The organism is Flavobacterium glycogeni (genome assembly GCF_048286775.1).
Taxonomy (GTDB): Bacteria; Bacteroidota; Bacteroidia; order Flavobacteriales; family Flavobacteriaceae; genus Flavobacterium.
In genome coordinates this window covers 38,661-62,570 of the sequence record NZ_JBLVPV010000013.1, presented here as the reverse complement: position 1 = coordinate 62,570, position 23,910 = coordinate 38,661, and the positions used below count along the sequence as shown (strand labels likewise).

Sequence of the window (23,910 nt, the reverse complement as noted above, 5' to 3'; positions counted from 1 at the left end):
AAATCTGTGGATCTCCAGTAAAAAAATTATCGTAACGCATCTTCTTGGGCTTCCGCCGCGGCGGATCAGGCTAAAACCAAGAAGATCCTTTATTCTCTTTAGGGCTGGGGCAAAACCAAGAAAATAGATTACACCCTTTTATTTTTAATCCAACAAGTCTGAATTTTCTCTTTCAAGCTCATTATATACATTCTTGACATCTTGGGAATTATCTTTCTGCAAAATTAAATTGGCTGTATCGGTATACACAAAAATGGTATTTATAAGCCCGACAAAAGCAGTATAATTATTGGTACCAATAACCATATTCCCGTTTTTATCAACCGGATGACCTGTGGAGACCAAGTAATCATAAACGGATTCAAAAGAACCTAAATCAGACCAGGCAAATTTAGAGGACACTACTTTAATTTTTTTACTCCTTTCCATAACAGCATAGTCAATACTGATAGAAGGGATTTCGAGAGACAAGTCCAAATCTAAATTCCCATTGATATTGGCCTCCCATGCAATTTTTGATTTTTCATATACTTCGGGATGAAACAATTTCAATTCTTCCAGAAATACTCCAGCTTTAAAACAAAACATACCACTGTTCCATAAAAAATTTCCTTTCGCTATAAAATCTCTGGCAGAAACCTGGTTTGGTTTTTCACGAAAAGAGACAACATCATCTCCTTTGCGTTCAATATAACCATATCCCGTTTCCGGTTTAGTGGGAATAATCCCGAAAGTGACTATATATCCTTTGGAAGCCTTTTCGACAGCTTCATTAATCGCCTCTTCATAATGCTCCATTTCATCGATAATGTGATCCGATGGAGTTACGATTAAAATAGCATCCGGATCAGAAGCAAAAGCAGCAAAAGCTATGGCAGCAGCTGTGTTTCTTGGGGTAGACTCGATGATATCAATATAGGACGTATTCGACTTTTCTAAAACTTTTTTACTAAGATGGCAATTATCAATATTTCCTACCACCATAACTTTATCAGCTATATTGCGATTACGATCCACTGTCATTTCAAACAAAGACTTTCCATCAAATATATCCAGATATTGTTTTGGCTGGCTTTTACGTGATAGAGGCCACAACCTGCTGCCAACACCACCCGTAAGAATGACATGTGTAATTGAATTCTTTTCCATAATTTAGTTTTAAGGATTTATACCCTTACATTATTTTTTTTAATTCTTTTTCAGCTACTTCTTTACGCAGACTGCTGCTGGAGAAGCGATGGTCACGAACATTAAAATAAAGCTCAATTCCTTTCTCCTCACAATAACTGCGACCACTAAAGTCTTTATCTTTATATTCATCCCCAATAATACGTACATCAATTTTAAAGGAACGTAAAATATCCTCTAAATCTTGTTCTGTTGCATAAGGCACAATTTCATCAACATGCCTGCATCCTTTGAGCTGAATATAACGCTCCACAACAGACTATGAAGGTCTGTTCTTTTCTGGACGATCAATAGTTGGATCAGTTTGCAAAGCGACAATTAAATAATCACATTGCCTTTTTGCTTCTTCCAACATTTTAATATGCCCCGCATGAAGTAAATCGAATGCACTGAAGGTTATTCCTACTCTCATATGTTATTTTTTATTTGTAATTTCAGTTGTAGTCTAAAAAACGAACTACTGTTAGGACTCACAACTCTTATTTTCGGAAACATAGATTTAATACCATTCATTATTATAAAATAGTCCAATTGTCAGTTCGAGCGCAGTCGAGAACCGTTGTGACATCTCGACTGCGCTCGATGTGACAAAAAACAATTGGACTATAATGAACTAATTAATGGTATAATTTAAAATAAATCAGGCGCTTCACTTTTATATAAATTACATCAGCGATGTTGTGTACTACTATCTATAACCTGAGATCAGATAACCGGCAACCGATAACTACCCGTTGGGTGTAATTAATTTTTCACCACATAGAAATTATAGTATTTGAAAAGAGTTTGATAAATGTTTAACTTTTCACATAGTCAAACTATGCGAAAAATAGTGCTATTTTCTATTATTTCTTTAATTAGAAGTTTTATTTCTATGTTTCTATGTGGTAAAAAGAAATCCTTTTTGAATCACATCCAAAGGGTTAATAACTGATAACCGAGATCTACAATCTTCCATCGACGGCACCCCCTAAAACTCCTTTTACATCATACAATAAGCTATTTGTATTTTGCAATTGTGACAAGTCCATGTTCAAAAATGCCGCATGTGCAACACCTAAAACTACAGCATCAAATCGTTGATTGGGCACCACATTCGTAGTTAACAAACCATATTCATGTTCAACCTCACTTGGACTGGCCAAAGGATCATAAATCGTTACTGTAATTCCATAATCCGTTAAAGCAGCTATGACATCGACAATTTTAGTATTACGAACATCAGGACAGTTTTCTTTGAAAGTAATTCCTAACATTAAAAGCGTTGCGCCATTAACCGAAATACCTTTCTTAATCATCAACTTTACCACTTGTGAAGCTACATAATCCCCCATACTGTCATTTAAACGTCTTCCTGCCAAGATGATTTCAGGATGATATCCAAATTCCTGGGCACGTTGAGCCAAATAATAAGGATCAACCCCGATACAATGCCCTCCAACCAATCCAGGTTTAAAAGGCAAAAAATTCCATTTAGTACTCGCAGCTTCCAAAACGGCATGCGTATCTATATGCATCAAATTGAATATTTTAGCCAATTCGTTTACAAAAGCAATATTAATATCCCGTTGGGAATTTTCAATTACTTTAGCCGCTTCGGCAACTTTTATAGAAGATGCTAAGTGTGTTCCGGCTGAGATGACAGATTTATACAAATCATCTACTTTATGCCCGATTTCTGGAGTGGAACCAGAAGTGACTTTTAAAATTTTATCAACAGTATGTTCTTTATCTCCTGGATTTATTCTTTCAGGGGAGTAACCTGCAAAAAAATCAACATTAAACGTTAATCCTGAAATCCGTGCTAAAACAGGCACACATTCCTCCTCAGTTACCCCGGGATAAACAGTAGATTCGTAAATGACGATATCTCCTTTTTTCAGAACGTTTCCTATGGCTTCACTTGACTTATATAAAGGAGTTAAATCAGGACGATTATTTTTATCCACCGGAGTGGGAACGGTAACTATATAATAATTACACTCCGCTATATCAGCCAAAACAGTGGTGCAATACAATCCAACAGCACCACTCGCAGGTTCACCTAACAGTACTTTTTGCAAGGTAGCATCAGTTACTTCACAAGTGGTATCTGTACCCGATTGCAATGAAGCAACTCTGTCTTGATTAATGTCAAATCCTACAACAGCATATTTTGTGGCAAATAATCGTGCCAATGGTAAACCCACATAACCTAAACCTATAACTGCTATTTTTATATTTGAACTCATTTTTTTAAACAATTTTAATCAACTATTGTTAATTTCGGCCTACCGCTACGCCATTCAAACTCACAGAAATGAGTTAAATTCGGAATAAATTTTGTGCACAAATATAGTTACAATAAACTATTCTTTCTTAAATCTCAAGTCATCCGGAATCTCAAAATATGAATAAGGAGAATAAAAAACAGACAACCAACTAATAACCAATCAAAAGAAGAAAATGAATTACCTGTTTCTTTTTTTTAAAATCACCTAATTTAGTGATCTCAAAAATGCTAAAAAAGACGTATTCTAAGCAAGAACACTCCTTTAATATATAAAAAAGAACCAAAAAAGGCGCCAAAAAATGAATACAATTGTATTTTAAGCATTAGAAATGCTACCGAGAAATATTTTTCAAAATCACAACACATCCCTATCCCGAAGCCCCAGCACAGAGGTATTATTTTTATCGAATTACTTACTTAAATACCACTCTTAATCTCTTAATCTCTTTGTTTATTAAAGTCCTGAATGTATTGACAAATCAAAAACAAATACCTAAAATTTTTAGACTGTCTTTTTTATTAGTGTGTGTTTTTATCGAGTTACTTACTTAAATATTACTCTTAACCCGTTGGGTGTAATTAGTTTTTAATTATAATTTTCGTCAGTTCGAGTGATTTTCGTTAGAAAATTGTATCGAGAACAAGAAAATTTTGAATTAAAAACGGTTCTCGATACATTTTTTGTTCCGTTATACTCCATAAAAAACACTCGAACTGACGAAAATTATAATTAAAAACTAATTACACCCAACGGGTTACTCTTAATCTCTTTGTTTATTAAAATCCTGAATTCATTGACAAATCAAAAACAAATGCCTAAAATTTTTAGACTGTCTTTTTAGTAGTGTCTTTTCAATAGTAACACGATATTCTAAGTGTTTTTTTTTATTTGTATTTCATTTTTAAAACACAACCCAACGATTCCAAAACCAATACATAATGGGTATTATTAACCTCTTGGACAATTGCTTTTTGATTTGAAAATGGACCCGAATCTAATTGTATGGCATCCCCAACTTGAACTGATGCCACCGAAATATCAGTACCATCAGAAAGATCCAACCACTTTTTTATAACACTGATCTCTTCATCACGAACAATAGCCGGTTTTCCCAACCAAAATAAATACCGTACCACGCCTACTGATTGAAACACTGCATTCCTTTCAGAATCTGCTAATTGAACAAAAACATAGGAATTAAAAAGCGGTACTTCTACTTTTTTCTTCCTGTCAGACCATTGTCGTACTTGTGTAATCAAAGGACAATAGCACGCTATTCCGCTGCTTTTTAATTGCTCTGCAACTTTCTTCTCCCACTTGGGTTTTGTATAAACTACATACCAATTCATCTTGTATTTTGTATTGCAATAAAATTAGTTTTCAGCGTAAGTATTCAGAATAAACTTCTGCACGCGACAATACGCCGTGCTTCATTCCTTAGTAACCCTGTAACCATTTCTCTTTGTTATTTTGCCTCTTTCTAACTTTCTAACTTTGTTGCTTTGTTGCCTATTATTTACGAACCTATAGCCTGATACACAAACCCAATAGCTTTTAATTCCGATGCATTCAGCAGGTTTCTCCCGTCAAAAACAAAAGCAGGCTTTTGCATGGAGTCATATATTTTCTGCCAATCGTAATTTATAAATTCATCCCATTCCGTAAGCACAGCTATAGCATGTGCATTCTGACAGGCTTCATAAGGAGTATCAAATGAACTAACACTAGTGGCATTATTTGAAGCAGCTCTGGTTTCTAAATAATTTAAATCGGCTATGATTTTTTTATGGGATACTTTAGGATCGTAAACAGCGATTTTTGCATGTTCATTTATTAAATCATCTGCAACATAAATAGCCGCCGATTCTCTGGTGTCATTGGTGTCTTTCTTGAAAGCCCAACCCAAAAATGCAATTTTTTTATCGGCAACAGTATTATAAAGCGTTTGAACGATGTTGTTAGAAAAACGTCTTTTTTGGTGGTCATTCATGATAATTACTTGTTCCCAATAATCGGCTACTTCGTTTAAACCATACGATTTTGCGATGTAAACCAAATTCAAAATATCTTTTTGAAAACAAGAACCTCCAAATCCAACCGAAGCTTTCAAGAATTTTGATCCTATCCTACTGTCCATTCCTATGGCTTTAGCAACTTCATTTATAGCTGCACCCGTTTTTTCACATAGCTCTGACATCGCATTTATGGACGAAATTCTTTGTGCTAAAAAAGCATTCGCCGTCAGTTTAGACAACTCTGACGACCACACATTAGTCGTTAATATTTTGTCAGCAGCAACCCAATTGGAATACACAGCAACAAGAGCTTGAATCGCTTTCTGCCCTTCATCCGAAGAATCCCCACCTATTAATATTCTATCAGGATTCAATAGATCTTGAACCGCTGTTCCTTCAGCCAGAAACTCTGGATTAGAAAGAATTTGAAACTGCACCCCATTACCGGTATTATCCAAAATGCTTTTGATCGCTTCAGCAGTTCTAACAGGAAGCGTCGATTTTTCAACTACAATTTTATTGTCTTTGGCTACTCTGGCAATTTGCCTGGCACACAACTCAATATATTTCAAATCAGCCGCCATACCTTTCCCTTTTCCATAGGTTTTGGTAGGCGTATTAACCGAGATAAATATAATTTGAGCTTCGTCTATCGCTTTTTCTACATTGGTAGAGAAAAATAAATTTCTCCCTCTGGCTTCGGCAACTATTTCGCTTAAACCTGGTTCATAAATTGGGATATCATCTACGTTTTCATCATTCCATGCAGTAATTCGCTCTTCATTTAAGTCTACTACTGTAACTTGTATTTGGGGGCATTTTTGAGCAATAACAGCCATCGTCGGTCCTCCTACATATCCTGCGCCAATGCAACAAATTTTTGTGATCTTCATGTATTCTAATTTCAATTTATATATCTTTTCTATTCTCTTTTTTCGGTTCTCGTTTACTCAGAAAATCATAACTCCTAACTCATAACTCCTAACTCATAACTCCTAACTCACAATCCCTAACTCATAACCCTTAACTCCCTAACGCAAATTATCCCAATACCATTCCACAGCTTCTCTCAATCCTTCTTGCATGGAATATTTTGGATTATATCCCAATAAGGATTTGGCTTTTTCAATACTAGCCAAAGAATGTGGAATGTCTCCCGCTCTATTTGGGCCATATTCTACTTTGACACTATCGATTCTTTTATCATATTCAGTTAAAAATTCTTTTAAATAATCTACTAAATTATTCAAAGTATTCCTATCTCCATAAGCGGTATTATAAACTGTATTTACTGCAGCTGGATTTTTTGTCAGCATGGCCAACTCATTCATTTGAATCACATTATCGATGTAAGTAAAATCACGGGAATAATTACCATCACCATTTATTTTTGGACTGTCTAATTGCATCAATTGCATTACAAATTTGGGAATGACCGCTGCATATGCTCCGTTAGGATCTTGCTTTCGACCAAAAACATTAAAATAACGCAACCCAATTGTCTCTAAACCATAGGTTCTACTAAAGATTTCAGCATATAACTCATTAACATATTTTGTTATGGCATAAGGAGACAGTGGCTTCCCAATTACTTCTTCAACTTTAGGCAAAGCTTCCGAATCCCCATACGTGGAAGAACTCGCCGCATATATGAATCGTTTTACTTTTGCATCTCTTGCCGCAACCAGCATATTTAAAAACCCGGAAACGTTTACGTCATTCGTAGTAACAGGGTCATTGATGGAGCGTGGAACAGAGCCCAAAGCCGCCTGATGTAAAACATAATCTACTCCTTGCACTGCATTTTGACATTCTGTTGCATTACGAATGTCACCTTCTATCAAACTAAAATTCGGATGATTTATAAAGTCTTTTAAATTATGTCTGTAGCCTGTTGCAAAATTATCCAAACAAACGACCTTATAGCCTTCAGATAAAAAATATTCACAAAGATTAGAACCTATAAATCCTGCTCCTCCTGTAATTAAAACGGAACTTTTTGTTTCTATTTTCATCTATTCTTGTTTTTAAATCAATTACTTCGTTTATTTTTTCAATATTTTCTGTGCTATTCTTTGATAAATACTTTTAGGTTTATCCTCTTCATAATATCCATTGGCATACGTGCCATAACCATAGCCGTACCCATAACCGTACCCATAACCCGTACCATATTTTGCTTTATTCTCTAAACCATTCAAAATAATACTGGTATTGTTCAACTCCCCGCGTTTCACCCTGTTGTTTAACAGCGTAATCATGTCTTTTTTAGTAAAATTCTGCCTTACTATATACAGGGTAACATCGCAATATTGCGCCAGCTCCAGCGCATCCGACACCAAACCGACCGGAGGCGTATCCAATATAATATAATCGTACTTTTTCTTTAACTCTTCAATTAACGCTCCCATTCCTTCACTCATGATCATCTCAGCCGGATTGGGCGGAATTGGTCCTGATAAAATAACGTCAAGAAAAGGGATATGAGTATGATTTATGATTTCGTCAATCGTCTTTTGTTTTATCAAATAATTGACTACTCCAACTTCATTGGATAAATTAAATTCAGTAAACAGTTTCGGTTTTCTTAAATCCAGACCAATAACAACTGTTTTTTTTCCGCTAAGTGCAAATACGGTAGCGATGTTTATCGAACAGAATGTCTTTCCTTCACCACTGACAGAGGATGTAATCATCAAAGTCTTAGCACCATCTAGATTTTGTTGCTTATACAAAAACTGAAGTGAAGAACGAATGGCTCTAAAAGATTCAGATAAAGCTGATTTAGGCCTATCATAAACAGCTAAATTCGTATTCTCTTTATTAACTCCAACAACACCTATTAAAGGAATTTTTGTCATTTTACTGATGTCCTCTGTGTTCTGGATTGAATTATTGATAAAGAAAATGGCAAACACAAAAATCAACGGAAAAAGTATTCCCAGAAATAAAGCCAATACATAATTAACTGATGTTTTTGGCCCTATAAGTCCTCCTCCAACATCCTTAGCCGGATCAATAAAATGAATATCTGATAAATTTGCTGCTTTAACAATATCTGCTTCACTTCTTTTTTGAAGAAATGTACTGTAAATATTATCACTTAAATCATATTTTCTTTTGATTTTAATGAGCTCTTGTTGATCTTCCGGAAGTTGTTTTATAGTACTTTCCGTTTCATTTATTTTACTGCTCACCATAGCTAAATCATACTGAAGAGAAGCTTTGGCTGTTGCTATATTTTCTAATAAAACATTTTTGACTGCCTCCATTTGATTGTCAAAATCCTTGAATATTTTATCGCTCTTTACAGCATAAGCCATTTCGGATCTTTGGGTAGACAATGCAATTAATTTGGAAACATTCACTACAATATTTGGATCTTCAATTCCCGCCACTGATGGTGCTGGAAGTTTAGCATAATTCACACTGTTTTTCAAGTATGATTTTAATGAATTATAATACGCCATTTTACGATTGACTTCGTCTTTCTTAACATCAAATTCCAAAATCTTTTCGGAAAACTTTGCTCCACCTTCTTCTATATCATAGATATTTTTATCTTTTCTAAAGGATTTCAGCTCATTGCCCGTCTCTTTTAATTGAGCTTCCATAGTAACCAATGTACTGTCTATGAACGCTATCGTATTAGTCGCAAACTGATTCTTACTATCCAATTGTCTTTTTATCAGCATCTTAACAGTCGAATTTAAATATTCAACCATTCTGGCTTTATTAGTCCCTTGCATACCCAAGGTAATTATTGAGCCCCCTTTATCATCCGATTTAACGTTTATCCCTTTATATCCAGAGACAGTTCCATCAAAATCATTGAACTGAACAAAATATTCATTTCCCTTATAAAAACCAGGATTATCTTTTATTTGTAATTTCCAATTTAAAAAAGGTAAAGAAACTTTTTCGCCAACCTTATATCTTTTTACAAAATCTCCGGTTTCTACTGCTGTATTACTGTATGTGTTATTTGAATAGGTTAGTACTGAAACATTTTGGTTTTTAAATGGAATTCTGACCTCATAAACATTTTCACTTATAAATTTAATTCCAATTAGATTTCCCGCTAATTGCCCTTTTGATTTATCGATATTTACATAGAATGGAACTGTTCCATAAGCATCTTCAAGATTGTATTTCCCCTGAACTAAGTAATTAATATAGTATTGTAATTTATCTACCACCAACTCATTATGAGATCTGGATTGCAATGTAGTTGATATCGTCTGAACCTGATCCGAAGTACCACCCCAATTAAAGACCAAACTCGTATTTGAGGTAAAAAGAGGATTACTTTCTTCTTTTACAGCAATAAGCGTTTCCATACCGTAAATTTTTTCTTTACGAATATTTACTTGATAGGCAATCGTAAAAGTGATCAATAAGCTTATCAAAAACCACTTCCAATAACTCCCGATTTTTATTAAAAACCCCTTAAAGTCAAAGCTTACTTGGTTTTCAAAAATCGAAAAATCTTTTATATCTAACATCTTTTGAGCGCTGTTTTAATTTTTTAATAGTAAAAAAGTAGTTGTAGCTAAAGACAACAATGTAATGATTGTTCCCAAAGATTCTATTCCTGTTTTTCCAGTTCCCCAAGTTTTTTGCTTAAGTGGCTTTACATAAATATAATCATTTGGCTGTAAATAAAAATAAGGTGATTTCATCACATTTATATCCGTAAGATCTAAATCCTGCATTTGAACTCCAGTTGGTGTTTTTCGCATAATTGTAACTGCTTTTCTATCCCCAGTAATGGTAATATCCCCAGCATTTGCAATAGCTTCCATTACATTTACCTGTTCTTGAAACAGTGTTTTTGTACCCGGACCTCCTATTTCTCCATTGATGGTATATCTAAAACCCGCTAATTTCACCGTTACAAAAATACTAGCCTCCTTATTAAAATATTCTGCTAACAATTGCTTTTCAACTCTAACCCTGATTTCATCCAACGTGTAGCCAATCACATTTAATTCCCCCAAAACCGGAATCCTTATATTACCATGATCATCAACCGTAAAACCGTCAAAATACAATCCTGACTCTGATTTACCAGCTGCAGCGCCTTCACTGGAAGGACTAAAAATAGCGACCAATTTTGGATCTATTGCTTTTATGGTAATACTCAAAACGTCATTAGTTTGCAATCGGTATGGTTTTGACTCAACAGCCGCAATCATAGTTTCACCATCTGAATTATTTTTTTTCTGAAGGTAAATTAAATCTTGAGTTGGAATGCAAGAAGAAAACAACACGCTAATAACTAATAACAAACAGAGTACGGATTTGCTCATTTTCAATATTTTTAACAACAAATATAGCTTTTCATTTACGATTTAAAAAGCATCACTATTCATTAAATGGATTAATTGTTTTTAAACGACTTTTCAAAAGGAACTCTTTGCAAGATACTCCTTCCCAAGGTAACTTCATCAGCATATTCCAGCTCATCCCCCACCGAAATCCCTCTTGCAATTGTAGACATGATTATTTCACAATCAGCAATTTGTTTATAAATGTAAAAATTAGTGGTGTCGCCCTCCATTGTGGAGCTTAACGCAAAAATTATTTCGTTGACATTACCTGACTTCACTTTCTCGACTAAAGTCGTTATGTTTAACTGACTAGGCCCAACCCCATCAATAGGGGAAATTTTACCTCCAAGAACATGATAAATCCCTCTAAACTGACCTGTATTTTCAATTGCCATTACATCACGAATATCCTCCACAATGCAAATGATTTGATGATTTCTGCTCTGATTTGCACAAATTTCACACAATATACTATCCGAAATATTATGACAACTATTACAATACTTAATATCCTCACGCATAGCGACTAAGGCTTGTGATAAAAAGCCCGTTTGCTCTTTGGGCTGTTTTAATAAATGCAACACCAATCGCAGTGCCGTTCGTTTACCAATTCCTGGTAACTGAGACATTTCATTCACTGCTTTTTCTATTAATTTCGAAGAAAATTCCATAACAGCAAAAGTAGTTAATTTGTCCCGAACGTACGGAATAGAAAATTTGAAAATTTGAAGATTATTTATGTAATTTGGTCCAAACAATATTTATACAAAATGACTCCCAGCACTATTCTAATACTTATAATCGTTTATTTTGGAATTTTATTTTACATCTCTCATGCTGTAAGCAAAAAAGACAGCGGAAATGATGCTTTTTTTAAAGCCAATAAAAATTCCAAATGGTATTTAGTTGCTTTTGGAATGATTGGAACAGCACTTTCCGGAGTGACTTTTATTTCAGTCCCGGGAGAAGTGGGCTCTCCAAATGGGGAGCAATTCAAATATTTTCAGTTTGTTCTAGGTAATGCCATTGGCTTCGTCATTATTGCAAAAGTATTGCTGCCGCTGTATTATCGAATGAATCTAACTTCAATTTATGGTTATATAGAACACCGATTAGGAATTTATTCCTATAAAACTGCCGCAACTATTTTCCTGATTAGCCGAACAATTGGATCTGCATTCAGATTGTATCTTGTTGTGATTGTTTTGCAACGTTTTGTTTTTGACTTTTACGGAATCCCATTTGCAGTTACGGTTTTAATTTCACTGGGTTTGATATTTGCTTACACGTATCGAGGCGGCTTGAAAACAATAATTATTACTGATACTTTACAAACCTTTTTCTTAGTTTCTTCTGTCTTTTTAACGATTTTCTTTATTTGCAGAAGTTTGAATTTGAATATTTTTGAAGCTTTTGAAGAAGTAAAAAACAGCAATTATTCTAAAGTATTCTTCTTCGAAGATTTTGTATCCAATAAATTCCATTTTGTAAAGCAAATTCTGGGAGGAATTTTTGTAACCATTGCCATGGTGGGTTTGGATCAAGATTTAATGCAGAAAAACCTGAGTTGCAAGAACATTGGCGAAGCACAAAAAAACATGTTTACGTTCACCGGAATATTTGTACTTATCAATATCTTTTTCCTTAGCGTAGGTGCTTTACTTTATATCTATGCCAATAAAAACGGAATAGAAGTTCCAACCGACTTAGTTACCGGGAAACCAAGAACCGATTTACTTTTCCCTGAAATTGCCTTTAACCATTTGACACTGATTCCATCCATTATTTTCTTGTTAGGATTAACGGCGGCTACCTTTGCGACAACGGATTCCGCATTAACAGCATTAACAACTTCGTTTTGTGTGGATTTTTTAGGAATGGATAAAGCAGAAAATCTAAATAAACCAAATGTGGTGCGAACCAGGCATTTTGTACATATTGCCTTTTCGTTTCTAATGTTTCTGGTCATTATTTTCTTTAATGCCATCAATGATAGCTCTGTTGTAGGAATGATTTTTAGGGTTGCATCCTATACGTATGGCCCGCTTTTGGGATTGTATTGTTTTGGATTGTTTGTAAAATCAAAAACGGTCAAAGACAAATTTGTTCCAATTATATGCTTATTATCTCCGGCTGTAACTTACTTTATCAGCGAAAATTCTAAAACATTGTTTTTTGGATATGTTTTCGATAACGAATTGATAATCGTAAACGGGCTAATCACTTTTCTTGGATTGTTATTGATTAGCAAGAATGCCACATCTGGAACCCGATTTTAGTTTTAGCCCTCCCGATAACTATCGGGAGGCAGCGACATCCTTTCCCGTCCTGAACTTGTTTTAGGATCCTGAAACAAATTCAGGACGGGAAAGATATAGCGGACAGCTGGTCCCGATAGCTATCGGGATAGCTCCAAAAAACTAATATTGATTTGTTGCCAACATAACTAGCGTACAAGCTATCTCGACTTTGATGTCATTTAATTTCAACAATTGATAGAACTCAGGATTCTCAGTACCCGGATTGAAAATAACACGTTTTGGTTGTGCCTCAACGATATAATTATAATAATCACGCTGACGCAAAGGATTTAGGTAAAGAGTGACCGTGTCGATATTTTTTAGTGGGATAGCTTTAGTCTGGATTTTTATTCCGGCTACTTCCCCTGCGTTTTGACCAATCGCAAGAACGGAATGTCCTTTTTCAACTAACTTTTCAATCGCTACAAAAGAATATCTAACTGGCTTTGTTGAAGCTCCAAGAACTAATGTTTTTTTATTTTTTATCATTTTCTGTAATTATATTTTGCAAAAGTAATGAAAAAGGTCCATGAGTTCAGCAATTATTAGGTTTAGTTACAAAAGCAAGAAAAAACATTACCCTAACATTAAAAAGTAAAAAAAGAGTATTTTTACAATCTTAAAAACAAAATATGGATCTATTTATTTATCTGTTTGTCGCACTTTTTTCGGTATTAAACCCTATTGGTACCGTTCCTATTTTCGTAGGACTTACACAAAATGACACCAAAAAGGAACGTTCCCGAATTTCTTTATGGACGGCGATAAATGTATTTATTATTCTTATCGTCTCGTTTTTTATAGGTCAATATGTTTTAATCTTTTTTGGAATCAGTATCGATGCGCTAAGAATTGCTGGCGGAATTATCATTGTAAGTTCCGGATTTTCCTTGCTTTCAGGAAAGTTTAATAAAAAGAGAGGAATCAATAAAAAAGCTGAAACTGATGCGCAAAAAAGAAATGATATTGCCTTGACTCCGCTTGCAATCCCTATGCTTGCCGGACCTGGCTCTATTTCTTTACTTATTGCATTTTATCAGGAACACAATACAACTATGGAGATTATCATTTCTTCAATTGCTATTCTTGCCATTGCGGTTGCAATTTTCATTATCCTTAAAAGCGCCCATTATTTGGCAAAAATACTTGGAGCGTCTGGAATTGTAGCGATATCAAGAATTGTAGGTTTCATTGTAATTGCAATAGGAATACAATATATTGTAAGTGCAATTATCAATATTATAAAGGGGAATTTAGCATAAATATTTTAATCCGGGCAAAGAATTTAGACTTTGCCCAGAGTGAAAAAATTAATTTCTAGGCAAGAAAATTTCCGCCATCATACATCTGGCACTTCCTCCGCCACAAGCTTCAATCGTATCTAAACTTGAGCTCAAAATTTCAGCATGTTTTTCTAATTGCTCAATTTGTTTTGGAGTCAAACTTTGATGTGCAGCTGCACTCATAACCAAATATCGTTTATCATTTGCTCCACGAACTTCAAGCATATTACCTGCAAAATTGTTCATTTGGGCTTCGGTGATTAAAATAACTTCTTTGCCGTTTTCTTTTAGATTCTCCAGAACCATTTTACGTTCTTTCTTATCATCGATACAATCTGCGCAAATTACCGCAAAAGTTTCTCCCAAGCACATCATCACATTGGTATGATAAATCAGTTTTCGTTCGGAATCAACAGTTTGAAAAGCTTCAAAAATCACTGGTGCATAATCAAAATCCTCGCAGAATTCTATAAATAATTCTTCATCAGCTCTAGGAGACAAAGCGCAATACGCTTTTGCGTTGGTTCTATCCAAAAGTAAACTTCCTGTTCCTTCCAAGAAAAACCCATCTTCTTCAGCCGATGTATAATCAACGATATTGTTAATCACAAAACCTTTATCTTCCAGGATATCCAAAATATCTTCGCGACGTTCCTCACGACGATTTTCTGCAAACATTGGATATAAAGCTACATCACCATTCTCGTGAAAAGAAATCCAGTTGTTTGGAAAAATACTATCAGGAGTATCTGGATTCAACGTATCATCAACAACTGTAACATCAACCCCAACTGCTGTTAGTTTTTCGACAAAAGCATCAAATTCTTGTTGCGCTTTGGCATTTACGGTTGCAGGTAAAAGTCCGTCTACTACTTTTTGATAATAATTATTAACTGCCGTTTGTTCGTTCATTCTAAACGCAACCGGGCGAATCATCAATATGGAATTTGTTGTCTGTTTCATGTTTTATTTTTTGTTTTTGTAGAGACGCACTGCAGTGTGTCTCTACGGCGTCTCTATATCAAAATTAATCTCTAATTAAAGGTAAGGTAGAACATCGTAATAATCCTTCTTGTTTTGCAATTTCTGCGTATGGAATTTCTTCAACCACAAAACCGTTTGCACGCAACCAATTGTTAAGTCTTGTGAAGTTTCTTTCAGAAACGACAACATTAGTATCAATAGAAAAAATATTGGAATTCATATTGTACATTTCTTCTCTGGTAATATGAAATAGATTTTCTTTTCCAAAAAGATTCACCAGAAACAAATAATCTGCTTCTTCACGGAATCCATTTTTGTAGATAATCCCTTTATCATTCCCCACCGGTTGGAAACAACAATCCAAATGCAATGCGTTGTCACGAGCTTCAATTTTAGATTTTACCAAATCAAACTCTTTAACAATTTTATTTGGGAATAAGTCTTTAATATATCGAACTCCTTGCACATTCGTTCGTGCAGTAATGTAGTCTTTGTAGTCACTTCCTTTATAGGTTCCAATGAAAATATAATCCTTCCACAGCATGACATCGCCTCCTTCTATGTGAACTTCCTCCGGAGGACGCACTACTTTTTTAGGGTTAATTTGGTCAATTATATATTGAATAGCATCTAATTCTCGCTCTCTATCTGGCAAAATATTCGATTTTACGAAAACATCATCAATTACAAAACCAATGTCTCTTGTAAATATCTGATTGTAATTTTCAATCATTTCCGGACGATAAACTGTCACATTATATTTTTTCAGCACGGTGTTAAATGCTTCCATTTCATTCACCATGTCTTGCTCCTGCGGATAGGTGCCTGCTAAAATATGCTCCAATGATTTTGGATCATAGGCTTCTTCAACCTTTGGCGTAGGTCCATTATTAACTGCCGAACCCAGAACTACTGCTCTAAGCCTCGAAGTTTCATTCTTTATATTTAATTCTAACATGTATTTTTAGCTTTTGGCAAATATAAAAAAAGCTTCACTAATTAGTGAAGCTTTTTAAACTGATTTTATCTTTTATCTGTCGGCACAAAATCCCTCAAAGGGTGCCCTGTATAAACTTGTCTCGGCCTTCCGATAGGCTCCTTATTTTCACGCATTTCTTTCCATTGTGCGATCCAACCCGGTAAACGACCTATGGCAAACATTACGGTGAACATATCCGTAGGAATTCCTAATGCTCTGTAAATAATTCCAGAATAGAAATCTACATTAGGATATAAATTTCTTGATTTGAAGTATTCATCTTCTAAAGCCGACTCTTCTAATTTCTTGGCAATTGCAAGAATTGGATCTTCAACTCCTAAAGTTGCTAAAACTTCATTAGCTGCTTTTTTGATGATTTTTGCTCTTGGATCGAAATTTTTATAGACTCTATGACCAAATCCCATCAATCGGAAAGGATCATTTTTATCTTTGGCTTTAGCCATATATTTATCAGCATCCCCTCCATTTCTATGGATTTCTTCTAACATTTCAAGCACGGCTTGATTTGCTCCTCCGTGTAATGGACCCCAAAGTGCAGAAACTCCAGCAGATACTGAAGCAAATAATCCTGCGTGAGAGGAACCTACCATCCTAACGGTAGATGTAGAACAGTTTTGCTCATGATCTCCGTGAAGGATGAATAATTTATCCAATGCATCAATAACAACGGGATTTGCTGTGTAAGGTTCTGTAGGCAATTCAAACATTAAACGCATAAAATTCTCTACATATCCTTTAGTATTATCATAATAATTCAAAGGATATCCCATACTTTTTCTATACGTCCAAGTTGCTATAACCAGGAATTTACCCATAGTTTTACATACAGCCTCGTACATTTCTTTTTCATTCTCAACATTCACCGATTTAGGGTTAAATGCCGTCAACGCACTTGTCAAAGCTGCTAAAACACCCATTGGATGAGCTGTTTTAGGAAAACCATCAATGATGTTTTTCATTTCTTCATTGACCAAAGTGTATTTTCTGATATCAGTTTCAAACTGCGCTAACTGCTTAACAGTTGGCAACTCACCAAAAATCAAAAGGTAAGATACTTCTAAAAAATCTGCTTTTTCTGCTAAATCTTCAATCGAATATCCTCTGTAACGTAGAATTCCAAGTTCACCATCTAGGAAAGTGATTTCGCTGGTACAAGAACCTGAATTTTTATAACCTGGATCAAGTGTAATTACACCTGATAAATCACGTAATTTGTTAATATCAATGGCAACTTCATTTTCACTTCCTACAATGATCGGCAGTTCAAATTTTTTACCATCAATTTCTAATGTTGCTATTTTTGACATAATAAAATTGAAAATAAACTTTTAAAATAATAATTTATCAAATCTAGGGAATTAAACACTAATTAAAAAGAGAATACCACAATGAAATTGTTAAATATTGTAAAAAAAAGCCACTCACAATACGTGAATGGCTTTAAATAAAAATATCGTAAGAAATTATTTGATTTTGAAAGCATTTTTACCAGGAAAATAAGCTGTATTTCCCAATTCTTCCTCAATTCTTAATAATTGATTGTATTTTGCCATACGATCAGAACGAGAAGCTGAACCTGTTTTAATTTGACCACAGTTTAACGCTACTGCTAAATCTGCAATTGTATTGTCTTCTGTCTCTCCTGAACGGTGTGACATTACTGAAGTATATCCTGCATTTTTAGCCATATTAACAGCCGCAATAGTTTCAGTCAAAGTTCCAATTTGGTTTACTTTAATAAGAATTGAATTAGCGATTCCTTTTTCGATACCAGTAGACAAACGTGTTACATTGGTAACAAATAAATCATCCCCAACTAATTGTACTTTATCTCCAATTTTATCCGTAAGCAATTTCCATCCATCCCAGTCATTTTCATCCATTCCATCTTCAATAGAAATGATTGGATATTTAGCAACTAATTCGGCTAAATACTCTACTTGCTCAGCAGAAGACCTAACTTTACCAGTTTCCCCTTCAAATTTAGAATAATCGTATTTACCATTTACATAAAACTCTGCAGCAGCACAATCTAAAGCGATCATGATTTCATCTCCAAAAGTATAACCTGCAGTTTCTACCGCTTTTTTGATCGTATCTAAAGCATCTTCAGTTCCTCCAGCTAGATTTGGCGCAAAACCACCTTCATCACCTACAGCAGTAGAAAGTCCTCTATCATGCAACACTTTTTTCAAACTATGAAAAATTTCAGTTCCCATTTGCATCGCATGTGAAAAAGAAGTTGCTTTCACAGGGAAAATCATGAATTCCTGAAACGCGATAGGCGCATCAGAATGTGATCCCCCATTGATGATATTCATCATTGGCACTGGCAATGTGTTTGCAGAAACGCCACCTACGTATCTGTATAATGGCAATCCTAATTCATTAGCAGCCGCTTTTGCCACAGCCAATGAAACACCTAAAATTGCATTTGCTCCTAAGTTTGATTTATTTGGAGTACCATCTAAATCGATCATCATTTGATCAATAAGATTTTGTTCGAAAACAGAAACACCTAAAAGTTCTTCAGAAATAACAGTATTAACATTTTTCACTGCATTCAAAACTCCTTTTCCAAGAAATGCTTTTCCTCCATCACGTAATTCAACCGCTTCATGTTCTCCAGTTGAGGCTCCAGATGGTACTGCTGCTCTTCCTAAAACACCATTGTCTGTAATTACATCTACTTCTATTGTAGGATTTCCTCTTGAATCGAAAATTTGTCTTGCGTGAATTTTGATAATAATACTCATATACTAAAATTTTAAATTTTAAAATACAAATATATTCTATCTTTTGGAATGATTTTATGAAAATAATGAATGTTATTAACGAAAACGTTATAATTTTTTCACAAGCAAAACATTTAAATTATTTTAAGAATTTATTTTTACATTATCTGTTATTTTTTTTTAATTCCATTAAAATCTAATTAAAGAAACGTGTATCACATGGACTAAAACTTAATGATACGAATCTCATCTTAAAACAAATTATTTCCAACAAACAAATTGATGCAAAATACTTGATTATCAATTATATACATTAAATTTATGTGATTTTTTAAAAACCAAAAAATATACTTTATATTGTGTTTTTCTTAGTTAGTAGTTTTGACAATTCAATTTCTAAATTAAAAAATAAAAATGTGATGGAAGCTTCAGAAAATCGTAACAATTTAATCAATTCTAGTGAAATTGTAGCTTTATTAAACAGAACAGCCACTCCATTGGAAAATACGGAAGATTTAAACCCATTAATTGACCATATAGGAGATGCAAAATATGTTCTTTTAGGTGAAGCCTCCCATGGTACGCATGAATATTATACATGGAGAGCTAAAATAACACAACGACTCATTCAGGAAAAAGGATTCTCATTTGTAGGAGTTGAAGGAGATTGGCCGGATTGCTATCGTTTAAATCGATATGCAAAAGGATATTTAGATTCCGGGAAAGACATCTTTAGCGTGATGAATGAATTTAATAGATGGCCTACTTGGATGTGGGCAAATTGGGAAACAGCAGCATTCATAGATTGGCTGAAGGTTTACAACGAAAATTTTCCGGCAGATAAAAGAATCGGATTTTACGGATTGGATGTATACAGTTTCAGAGAATCTATGCATTCGATCATTCAATATTTAGAAAAAAATGATCCAAAAGCACTCGCAATTGCAAAAACAGCCATGAAATGTTTTGAGCCCTACAATAAAGACGAAGGACAATCTTACGCCAGAGCCTCTTCATACGTTCCGGAATTATGCGAAAAAGAAATCTTGCACATGCTTACGGAAATCATAAAAAATGTCCCCAACTACAATCATGATGCTGAAAATGTTTTTAGCACAGAACAAAATGCATTCATTGCCAGAAATGCCGAAAAGTATTATCGCGCTATGATAAAAAGGGGTTCGGCCTCTTGGAATATTCGAGATGAACACATGGTCTCCACCATACAACGCCTTATGAAATTTCATGGAAAGGATGCAAAAATAATAGTTTGGGAACACAACACCCACATTGGCGATGCCCGTGCTACAGAAATGGCTTCCGAAGGAATGGTAAATGTAGGTCAGCTAGTAAGAGAACAACATTTGACTGAAGGAGTTGTTGCCGTAGGATTTGGATCTTACAAAGGAAGTGTCGTTGCCGGAAGAGAATGGGGTGATTCCATGCGAAAAATAAAAGTTCCTGAAGCTGTTGCGGGAAGCTGGGAACATGCTTTTCATCTTGCAAGCAATGGAAAAAATAAATTGTTATTAATGAATAACGTAAAGGACGAAAAGTGCCTTTCTTCCTATATAGGACATCGTGCAATAGGAGTTGTTTATAATCCGGAACACGAAAGATTCGGGAATTATGTCCCAACAATATTACCCAAAAGATACGATGCCTTTATTTTTCTAGACGAAACAAGTGCATTACATCCCATACACATCCAACCGGATGGAAACCAAATTCCCGAAACATATCCTTTTGGAATGTAACCATAACTTATAAAAAAAGGGTTTGACTTTTAATTAAGTCAAACCCTACTATTTTAAATATCTAATCTTGGAAGTTATTCCAATTTTAACCTTTTATATTCGCAATAAATTGATCGAAAAGATAAGAAGAATCATGTGGTCCCGGGCTTGCTTCCGGATGGTATTGAACTGAGAAACAATTTTTGTTTTTCATACGCATACCGGCAACCGTTCCATCATTTAGATGAAGATGTGTAATTTCTAAATCAGGATGGTTATCCAATTCTTCTTTGTCAACGGCAAAACCATGATTTTGAGAAGTGATTTCCCCTTTTCCGGTAATGATGTTTTTTACAGGATGATTGATTCCTCTGTGACCGTTAAACATTTTATAAGTCGAAATTCCGTTTGCCAAACCAATTACTTGATGTCCAAGACAGATTCCAAATAAAGGTTTATCGTTTTCAAGGATTTCTTTTGCAACTTGAATAGCACCAGAAAGTGGCTCTGGATCACCAGGTCCGTTTGATAAAAAATAACCATCTGGTTTAAATGCAGCTAAATCTTGGTAAGAAGAATCAAAAGGAAATACTTTGATGTAACAATCTCTTTTGGCAAGATTACGAAGAATATTCATTTTAATTCCTAAATCGAGAGCGGAAATCTTATAGGTTGCATTCTCGTCACCAAAGAAATACGGTTCCTTAGTTGATACTTTAGAAGCTAATTCCAACCCATTCATGTCTGGAACTTTTGCCAATGCAATTTTTAGATCTTCAATTGAAGTTTCATCCGTACAAATTACTGCATTCATCGCTCCGTTATCACGAATGTAACTTACCAGAGCACGCGTATCTACATCAGATATGCAGATCAGGTTTTGTTTAATAAAATAGTCTTCTAAACTCCCTTGTGCGTCTTCACGAGAATAATTGAAGCTAAAATTTTTACAAACCAATCCAGCAATTTTAATGCTATCTGATTCAATTTCTTTCTCATTCACTCCATAATTTCCAATATGGGCATTGGTCGCTACCATTAACTGTCCAAAATAAGAGGGGTCAGTAAATATTTCTTGGTAACCTGTCATTCCTGTGTTAAAACAAACTTCTCCAAAAGTGGTTCCACTGATTCCAATAGATTTACCATGGAATATGGTTCCGTCACTTAATAGAAGAATTGCTTTTTGTCGTGTTGTATATTTCATTCGTTGATTTCTATTATTTTTTTAATAGTCTCATGGAACTCGCAAAGCTCGTTTCATCTGTAGTTAAATATTGTGCAAATTTAATCCTTTAAAGCAATGGATGCAAGTTTTTGAAATTTATTGTAAAATAAAAATGTTCTAATCTAGCCCTGATGATTCCGAAGCGTCAGGACGCATCCTTTTGCTTTTCTTTAAAAGCAAAAGATACAGTGTCCCGATAGTTATCGGGAAGCAGGACAATACGCCATTAAATCCCAAGGTTCTTGCTCCGAAAAAATCAAAAAAAAAGGATAAACTATAAATAGCTTATCCTTGATTTTTATTGAATGATTATTTTCATAATTATTCAGCAGTCTCTGTAGGTGTTTCAGTTTCGGCAGCTGGAGCTTCAGTAGCTTCATCTTTCTTAGCTTTACCACCACGACGGCTTTTTGCTTTTTTAACTTCTTTTTTACCACCATTGTAAAGTTCATTGAAATCTACTAATTCGATCATTGCCATATCAGCATTATCTCCTAAACGATTTCCAACTTTAATGATACGAGTGTATCCACCTGGACGGTCTCCTACTTTAGCAGCTACGTCTCTGAACAAGTCAGTTACGGCATATTTGCTACGTAAGTAAGCAAAAACGATACGACGATTGTGAGTCGTATCAGCTTTAGATTTTGTTATAAGCGGCTCAACAAATTGTTTAAGCGCTTTTGCTTTAGCAACAGTAGTGTTAATACGTTTGTGCTCGATAAGAGAACAAGCCATATTAGCTAACATAGATTTTCTATGTGCAGTCTGTCTGCTTAAGTGATTGAATTTTTTTCCGTGTCTCATTGCTATGTAAATTTAAACCTTGCGGCTTAGATTATTCTTTATCTAGTTTGTATTTTGCCAAATCCATTCCGAAGTTTAAATTTTTAACTGCAACAAGTTCATCAAGTTCAGTTAAAGATTTTTTACCAAAATTACGGAATTTCATTAGGTCATTTTTATTGAACGATACTAAATCACCAAGTGTATCAACTTCAGCCGCTTTCAAACAATTTAATGCTCTCACAGATAAATCCATATCAACAAGCTTAGTTTTAAGCAATTGTCTCATATGTAATGACTCTTCATCATACGATTCTGTTTGTGCAATTTCGTCAGCCTCAAGTGTAATTCTTTCGTCAGAAAACAACATGAAATGGTGAATAAGAACTTTGGCAGCTTCAGTAAGAGCGTCTTTTGGATTAATAGAACCATCCGTTTTTATTTCAAAAACTAATTTTTCGTAATCTGTTTTTTGCTCTACACGGAAGTTTTCAATTGCATACTTCACATTTTTTACCGGAGTAAAAATTGAGTCAGTAAAAATAGTTCCAATTGCAGCATTCTGTTTTTTGTTCTCTTCAGCAGGAACATATCCTCTACCTTTTTCGATAGTTAAATCGAAATTCAGTTTGATTTTACTGTCTAAATTACAGATAACAAGTTCTGGATTCAAAACTTGGAAACCTGAAATAAATTTTTGAAAATCACCAGCTGTTAATTGATCTTTACCTGAAACAGAAATAGTAACTGATTCATTATCTATATCTTCAATTTGACGTTTGAAACGCACTTGTTTTAGATTAAGAATAATTTCGGTAACATCTTCAACAACTCCTGAGATAGTAGAAAATTCATGATCTACACCTTCAATGCGAACAGATGTAATTGCATAACCTTCTAATGCTGAAAGCAAAACTCTTCTAAGTGCATTACCAACGGTCAATCCGTATCCAGGTTCTAAAGGTCTAAACTCAAATTTACCTTCAAAATCGGTTGAATCGATCATGATAACTTTATCGGGCTTCTGAAAATTAAATATTGCCATAAAT

19 protein-coding genes and 1 pseudogene are annotated in these 23,910 nt (G+C 34.6%); 3 read left to right on the top strand and 17 right to left on the bottom strand.

Translation table 11 applies throughout. The features are described 5' to 3' along the window. Positions 1–144: 144 nt before the first annotated feature. From ACNQGX_RS11785 to recR, 9 genes and pseudogenes are all read right to left on the bottom strand, one after another. On the bottom strand, positions 145–1,149 hold the full coding sequence (locus tag ACNQGX_RS11785) for a mannose-1-phosphate guanylyltransferase (RefSeq protein ID WP_417976448.1): 1,005 nt from the start codon (positions 1,147–1,149) through the stop codon (positions 145–147). 25 nt (positions 1,150–1,174) lie between these two features. Further along, positions 1,175–1,600: pseudogene (locus ACNQGX_RS11780) on the bottom strand (adenylyltransferase/cytidyltransferase family protein). Between the two features lie 532 nt (positions 1,601–2,132). Then, on the bottom strand, positions 2,133–3,419 hold the full coding sequence (locus ACNQGX_RS11775; protein WP_417976446.1) for a nucleotide sugar dehydrogenase: 1,287 nt from the start codon (positions 3,417–3,419) through the stop codon (positions 2,133–2,135). 926 nt (positions 3,420–4,345) lie between these two features. Further along, positions 4,346–4,810 carry a UpxY family transcription antiterminator gene (locus tag ACNQGX_RS11770; RefSeq protein WP_417976445.1) on the bottom strand — a complete coding sequence of 155 codons (465 nt, stop codon included), beginning with the start codon at positions 4,808–4,810 and terminating at the stop codon, positions 4,346–4,348. Positions 4,811–4,977: 167 nt separating this feature from the next. Beyond that, entirely contained in the window at positions 4,978–6,369 is a 1,392-nt protein-coding gene (locus tag ACNQGX_RS11765; protein WP_417976443.1) for a UDP-glucose 6-dehydrogenase, read from the bottom strand. A 138-nt stretch (positions 6,370–6,507) separates the two neighbouring features. Then, positions 6,508–7,491, bottom strand: coding sequence for an SDR family oxidoreductase (locus tag ACNQGX_RS11760; protein WP_417976441.1), 984 nt, complete (start codon positions 7,489–7,491; stop codon positions 6,508–6,510). A 30-nt stretch (positions 7,492–7,521) separates the two neighbouring features. Further along, a complete protein-coding gene (locus ACNQGX_RS11755; protein WP_417976439.1) occupies positions 7,522–9,981 on the bottom strand; it encodes a polysaccharide biosynthesis tyrosine autokinase in 2,460 nt (819 codons plus the stop codon). Between the two features lie 15 nt (positions 9,982–9,996). Further along, complete coding sequence (locus tag ACNQGX_RS11750; RefSeq protein WP_417976437.1) at positions 9,997–10,788, bottom strand: polysaccharide biosynthesis/export family protein; 792 nt, start codon at positions 10,786–10,788, stop codon at positions 9,997–9,999. Positions 10,789–10,859: 71 nt separating this feature from the next. Further along, positions 10,860–11,480, bottom strand: a complete 621-nt coding sequence (recR, locus tag ACNQGX_RS11745; RefSeq protein ID WP_417976435.1) for a recombination mediator RecR — start codon at positions 11,478–11,480, stop codon at positions 10,860–10,862. A 99-nt stretch (positions 11,481–11,579) separates the two neighbouring features. On the opposite strand from recR, the gene ACNQGX_RS11740 reads away from it, so the two are divergent. After that, entirely contained in the window at positions 11,580–13,088 is a 1,509-nt protein-coding gene (locus ACNQGX_RS11740; protein WP_417976433.1) for a sodium:solute symporter, read from the top strand. Between the two features lie 141 nt (positions 13,089–13,229). Here the strand turns inward: ACNQGX_RS11740 and ACNQGX_RS11735 are convergent, their stop codons facing one another. Further along, positions 13,230–13,595, bottom strand: coding sequence for a CoA-binding protein (locus ACNQGX_RS11735; RefSeq protein WP_131917026.1), 366 nt, complete (start codon positions 13,593–13,595; stop codon positions 13,230–13,232). A gap of 146 nt (positions 13,596–13,741) precedes the next feature. Between ACNQGX_RS11735 and ACNQGX_RS11730 the strand changes: the two genes are divergently transcribed. After that, positions 13,742–14,371, top strand: a complete 630-nt coding sequence (locus ACNQGX_RS11730; RefSeq protein ID WP_131917016.1) for a MarC family NAAT transporter — start codon at positions 13,742–13,744, stop codon at positions 14,369–14,371. Positions 14,372–14,419: 48 nt separating this feature from the next. On the opposite strand, the gene ctlX is transcribed toward ACNQGX_RS11730, so the two are convergent. The 4 genes from ctlX to eno form a co-directional block, all read right to left on the bottom strand. After that, the gene (gene ctlX / locus ACNQGX_RS11725) at positions 14,420–15,355 is read right to left on the bottom strand and encodes a citrulline utilization hydrolase CtlX (RefSeq protein ID WP_417976431.1); all 936 of its coding nucleotides are present in this window, start codon (positions 15,353–15,355) and stop codon (positions 14,420–14,422) included. Between the two features lie 64 nt (positions 15,356–15,419). Further along, the gene (locus ACNQGX_RS11720) at positions 15,420–16,334 is read right to left on the bottom strand and encodes a dimethylarginine dimethylaminohydrolase family protein (protein ID WP_417976429.1); all 915 of its coding nucleotides are present in this window, start codon (positions 16,332–16,334) and stop codon (positions 15,420–15,422) included. A 65-nt stretch (positions 16,335–16,399) separates the two neighbouring features. Next, positions 16,400–17,683 carry a citrate synthase gene (locus ACNQGX_RS11715; protein ID WP_131917013.1) on the bottom strand — a complete coding sequence of 428 codons (1,284 nt, stop codon included), beginning with the start codon at positions 17,681–17,683 and terminating at the stop codon, positions 16,400–16,402. Between the two features lie 156 nt (positions 17,684–17,839). After that, on the bottom strand, positions 17,840–19,132 hold the full coding sequence (gene eno / locus ACNQGX_RS11710) for a phosphopyruvate hydratase (protein ID WP_417976427.1): 1,293 nt from the start codon (positions 19,130–19,132) through the stop codon (positions 17,840–17,842). Positions 19,133–19,530: 398 nt separating this feature from the next. Here eno and ACNQGX_RS11705 point away from each other — a divergent pair, with 398 nt between their 5' ends. Further along, the gene (locus ACNQGX_RS11705; RefSeq protein WP_417976425.1) at positions 19,531–20,868 is read left to right on the top strand and encodes an erythromycin esterase family protein; all 1,338 of its coding nucleotides are present in this window, start codon (positions 19,531–19,533) and stop codon (positions 20,866–20,868) included. Positions 20,869–20,953: 85 nt separating this feature from the next. On the opposite strand, the gene carA is transcribed toward ACNQGX_RS11705, so the two are convergent. The 3 genes from carA to ACNQGX_RS11690 all read right to left on the bottom strand — a co-directional run bounded on the left by carA (position 20,954) and on the right by ACNQGX_RS11690 (position 23,906). After that, positions 20,954–22,054 carry a glutamine-hydrolyzing carbamoyl-phosphate synthase small subunit gene (gene carA, locus ACNQGX_RS11700; protein WP_417976424.1) on the bottom strand — a complete coding sequence of 367 codons (1,101 nt, stop codon included), beginning with the start codon at positions 22,052–22,054 and terminating at the stop codon, positions 20,954–20,956. A 342-nt stretch (positions 22,055–22,396) separates the two neighbouring features. Then, positions 22,397–22,882, bottom strand: coding sequence for a 50S ribosomal protein L17 (gene rplQ / locus ACNQGX_RS11695; protein WP_131917008.1), 486 nt, complete (start codon positions 22,880–22,882; stop codon positions 22,397–22,399). A gap of 31 nt (positions 22,883–22,913) precedes the next feature. Next, positions 22,914–23,906 carry a DNA-directed RNA polymerase subunit alpha gene (locus ACNQGX_RS11690; RefSeq protein ID WP_039110214.1) on the bottom strand — a complete coding sequence of 331 codons (993 nt, stop codon included), beginning with the start codon at positions 23,904–23,906 and terminating at the stop codon, positions 22,914–22,916. Between the last annotated feature and the right edge of the window lie 4 nt (positions 23,907–23,910).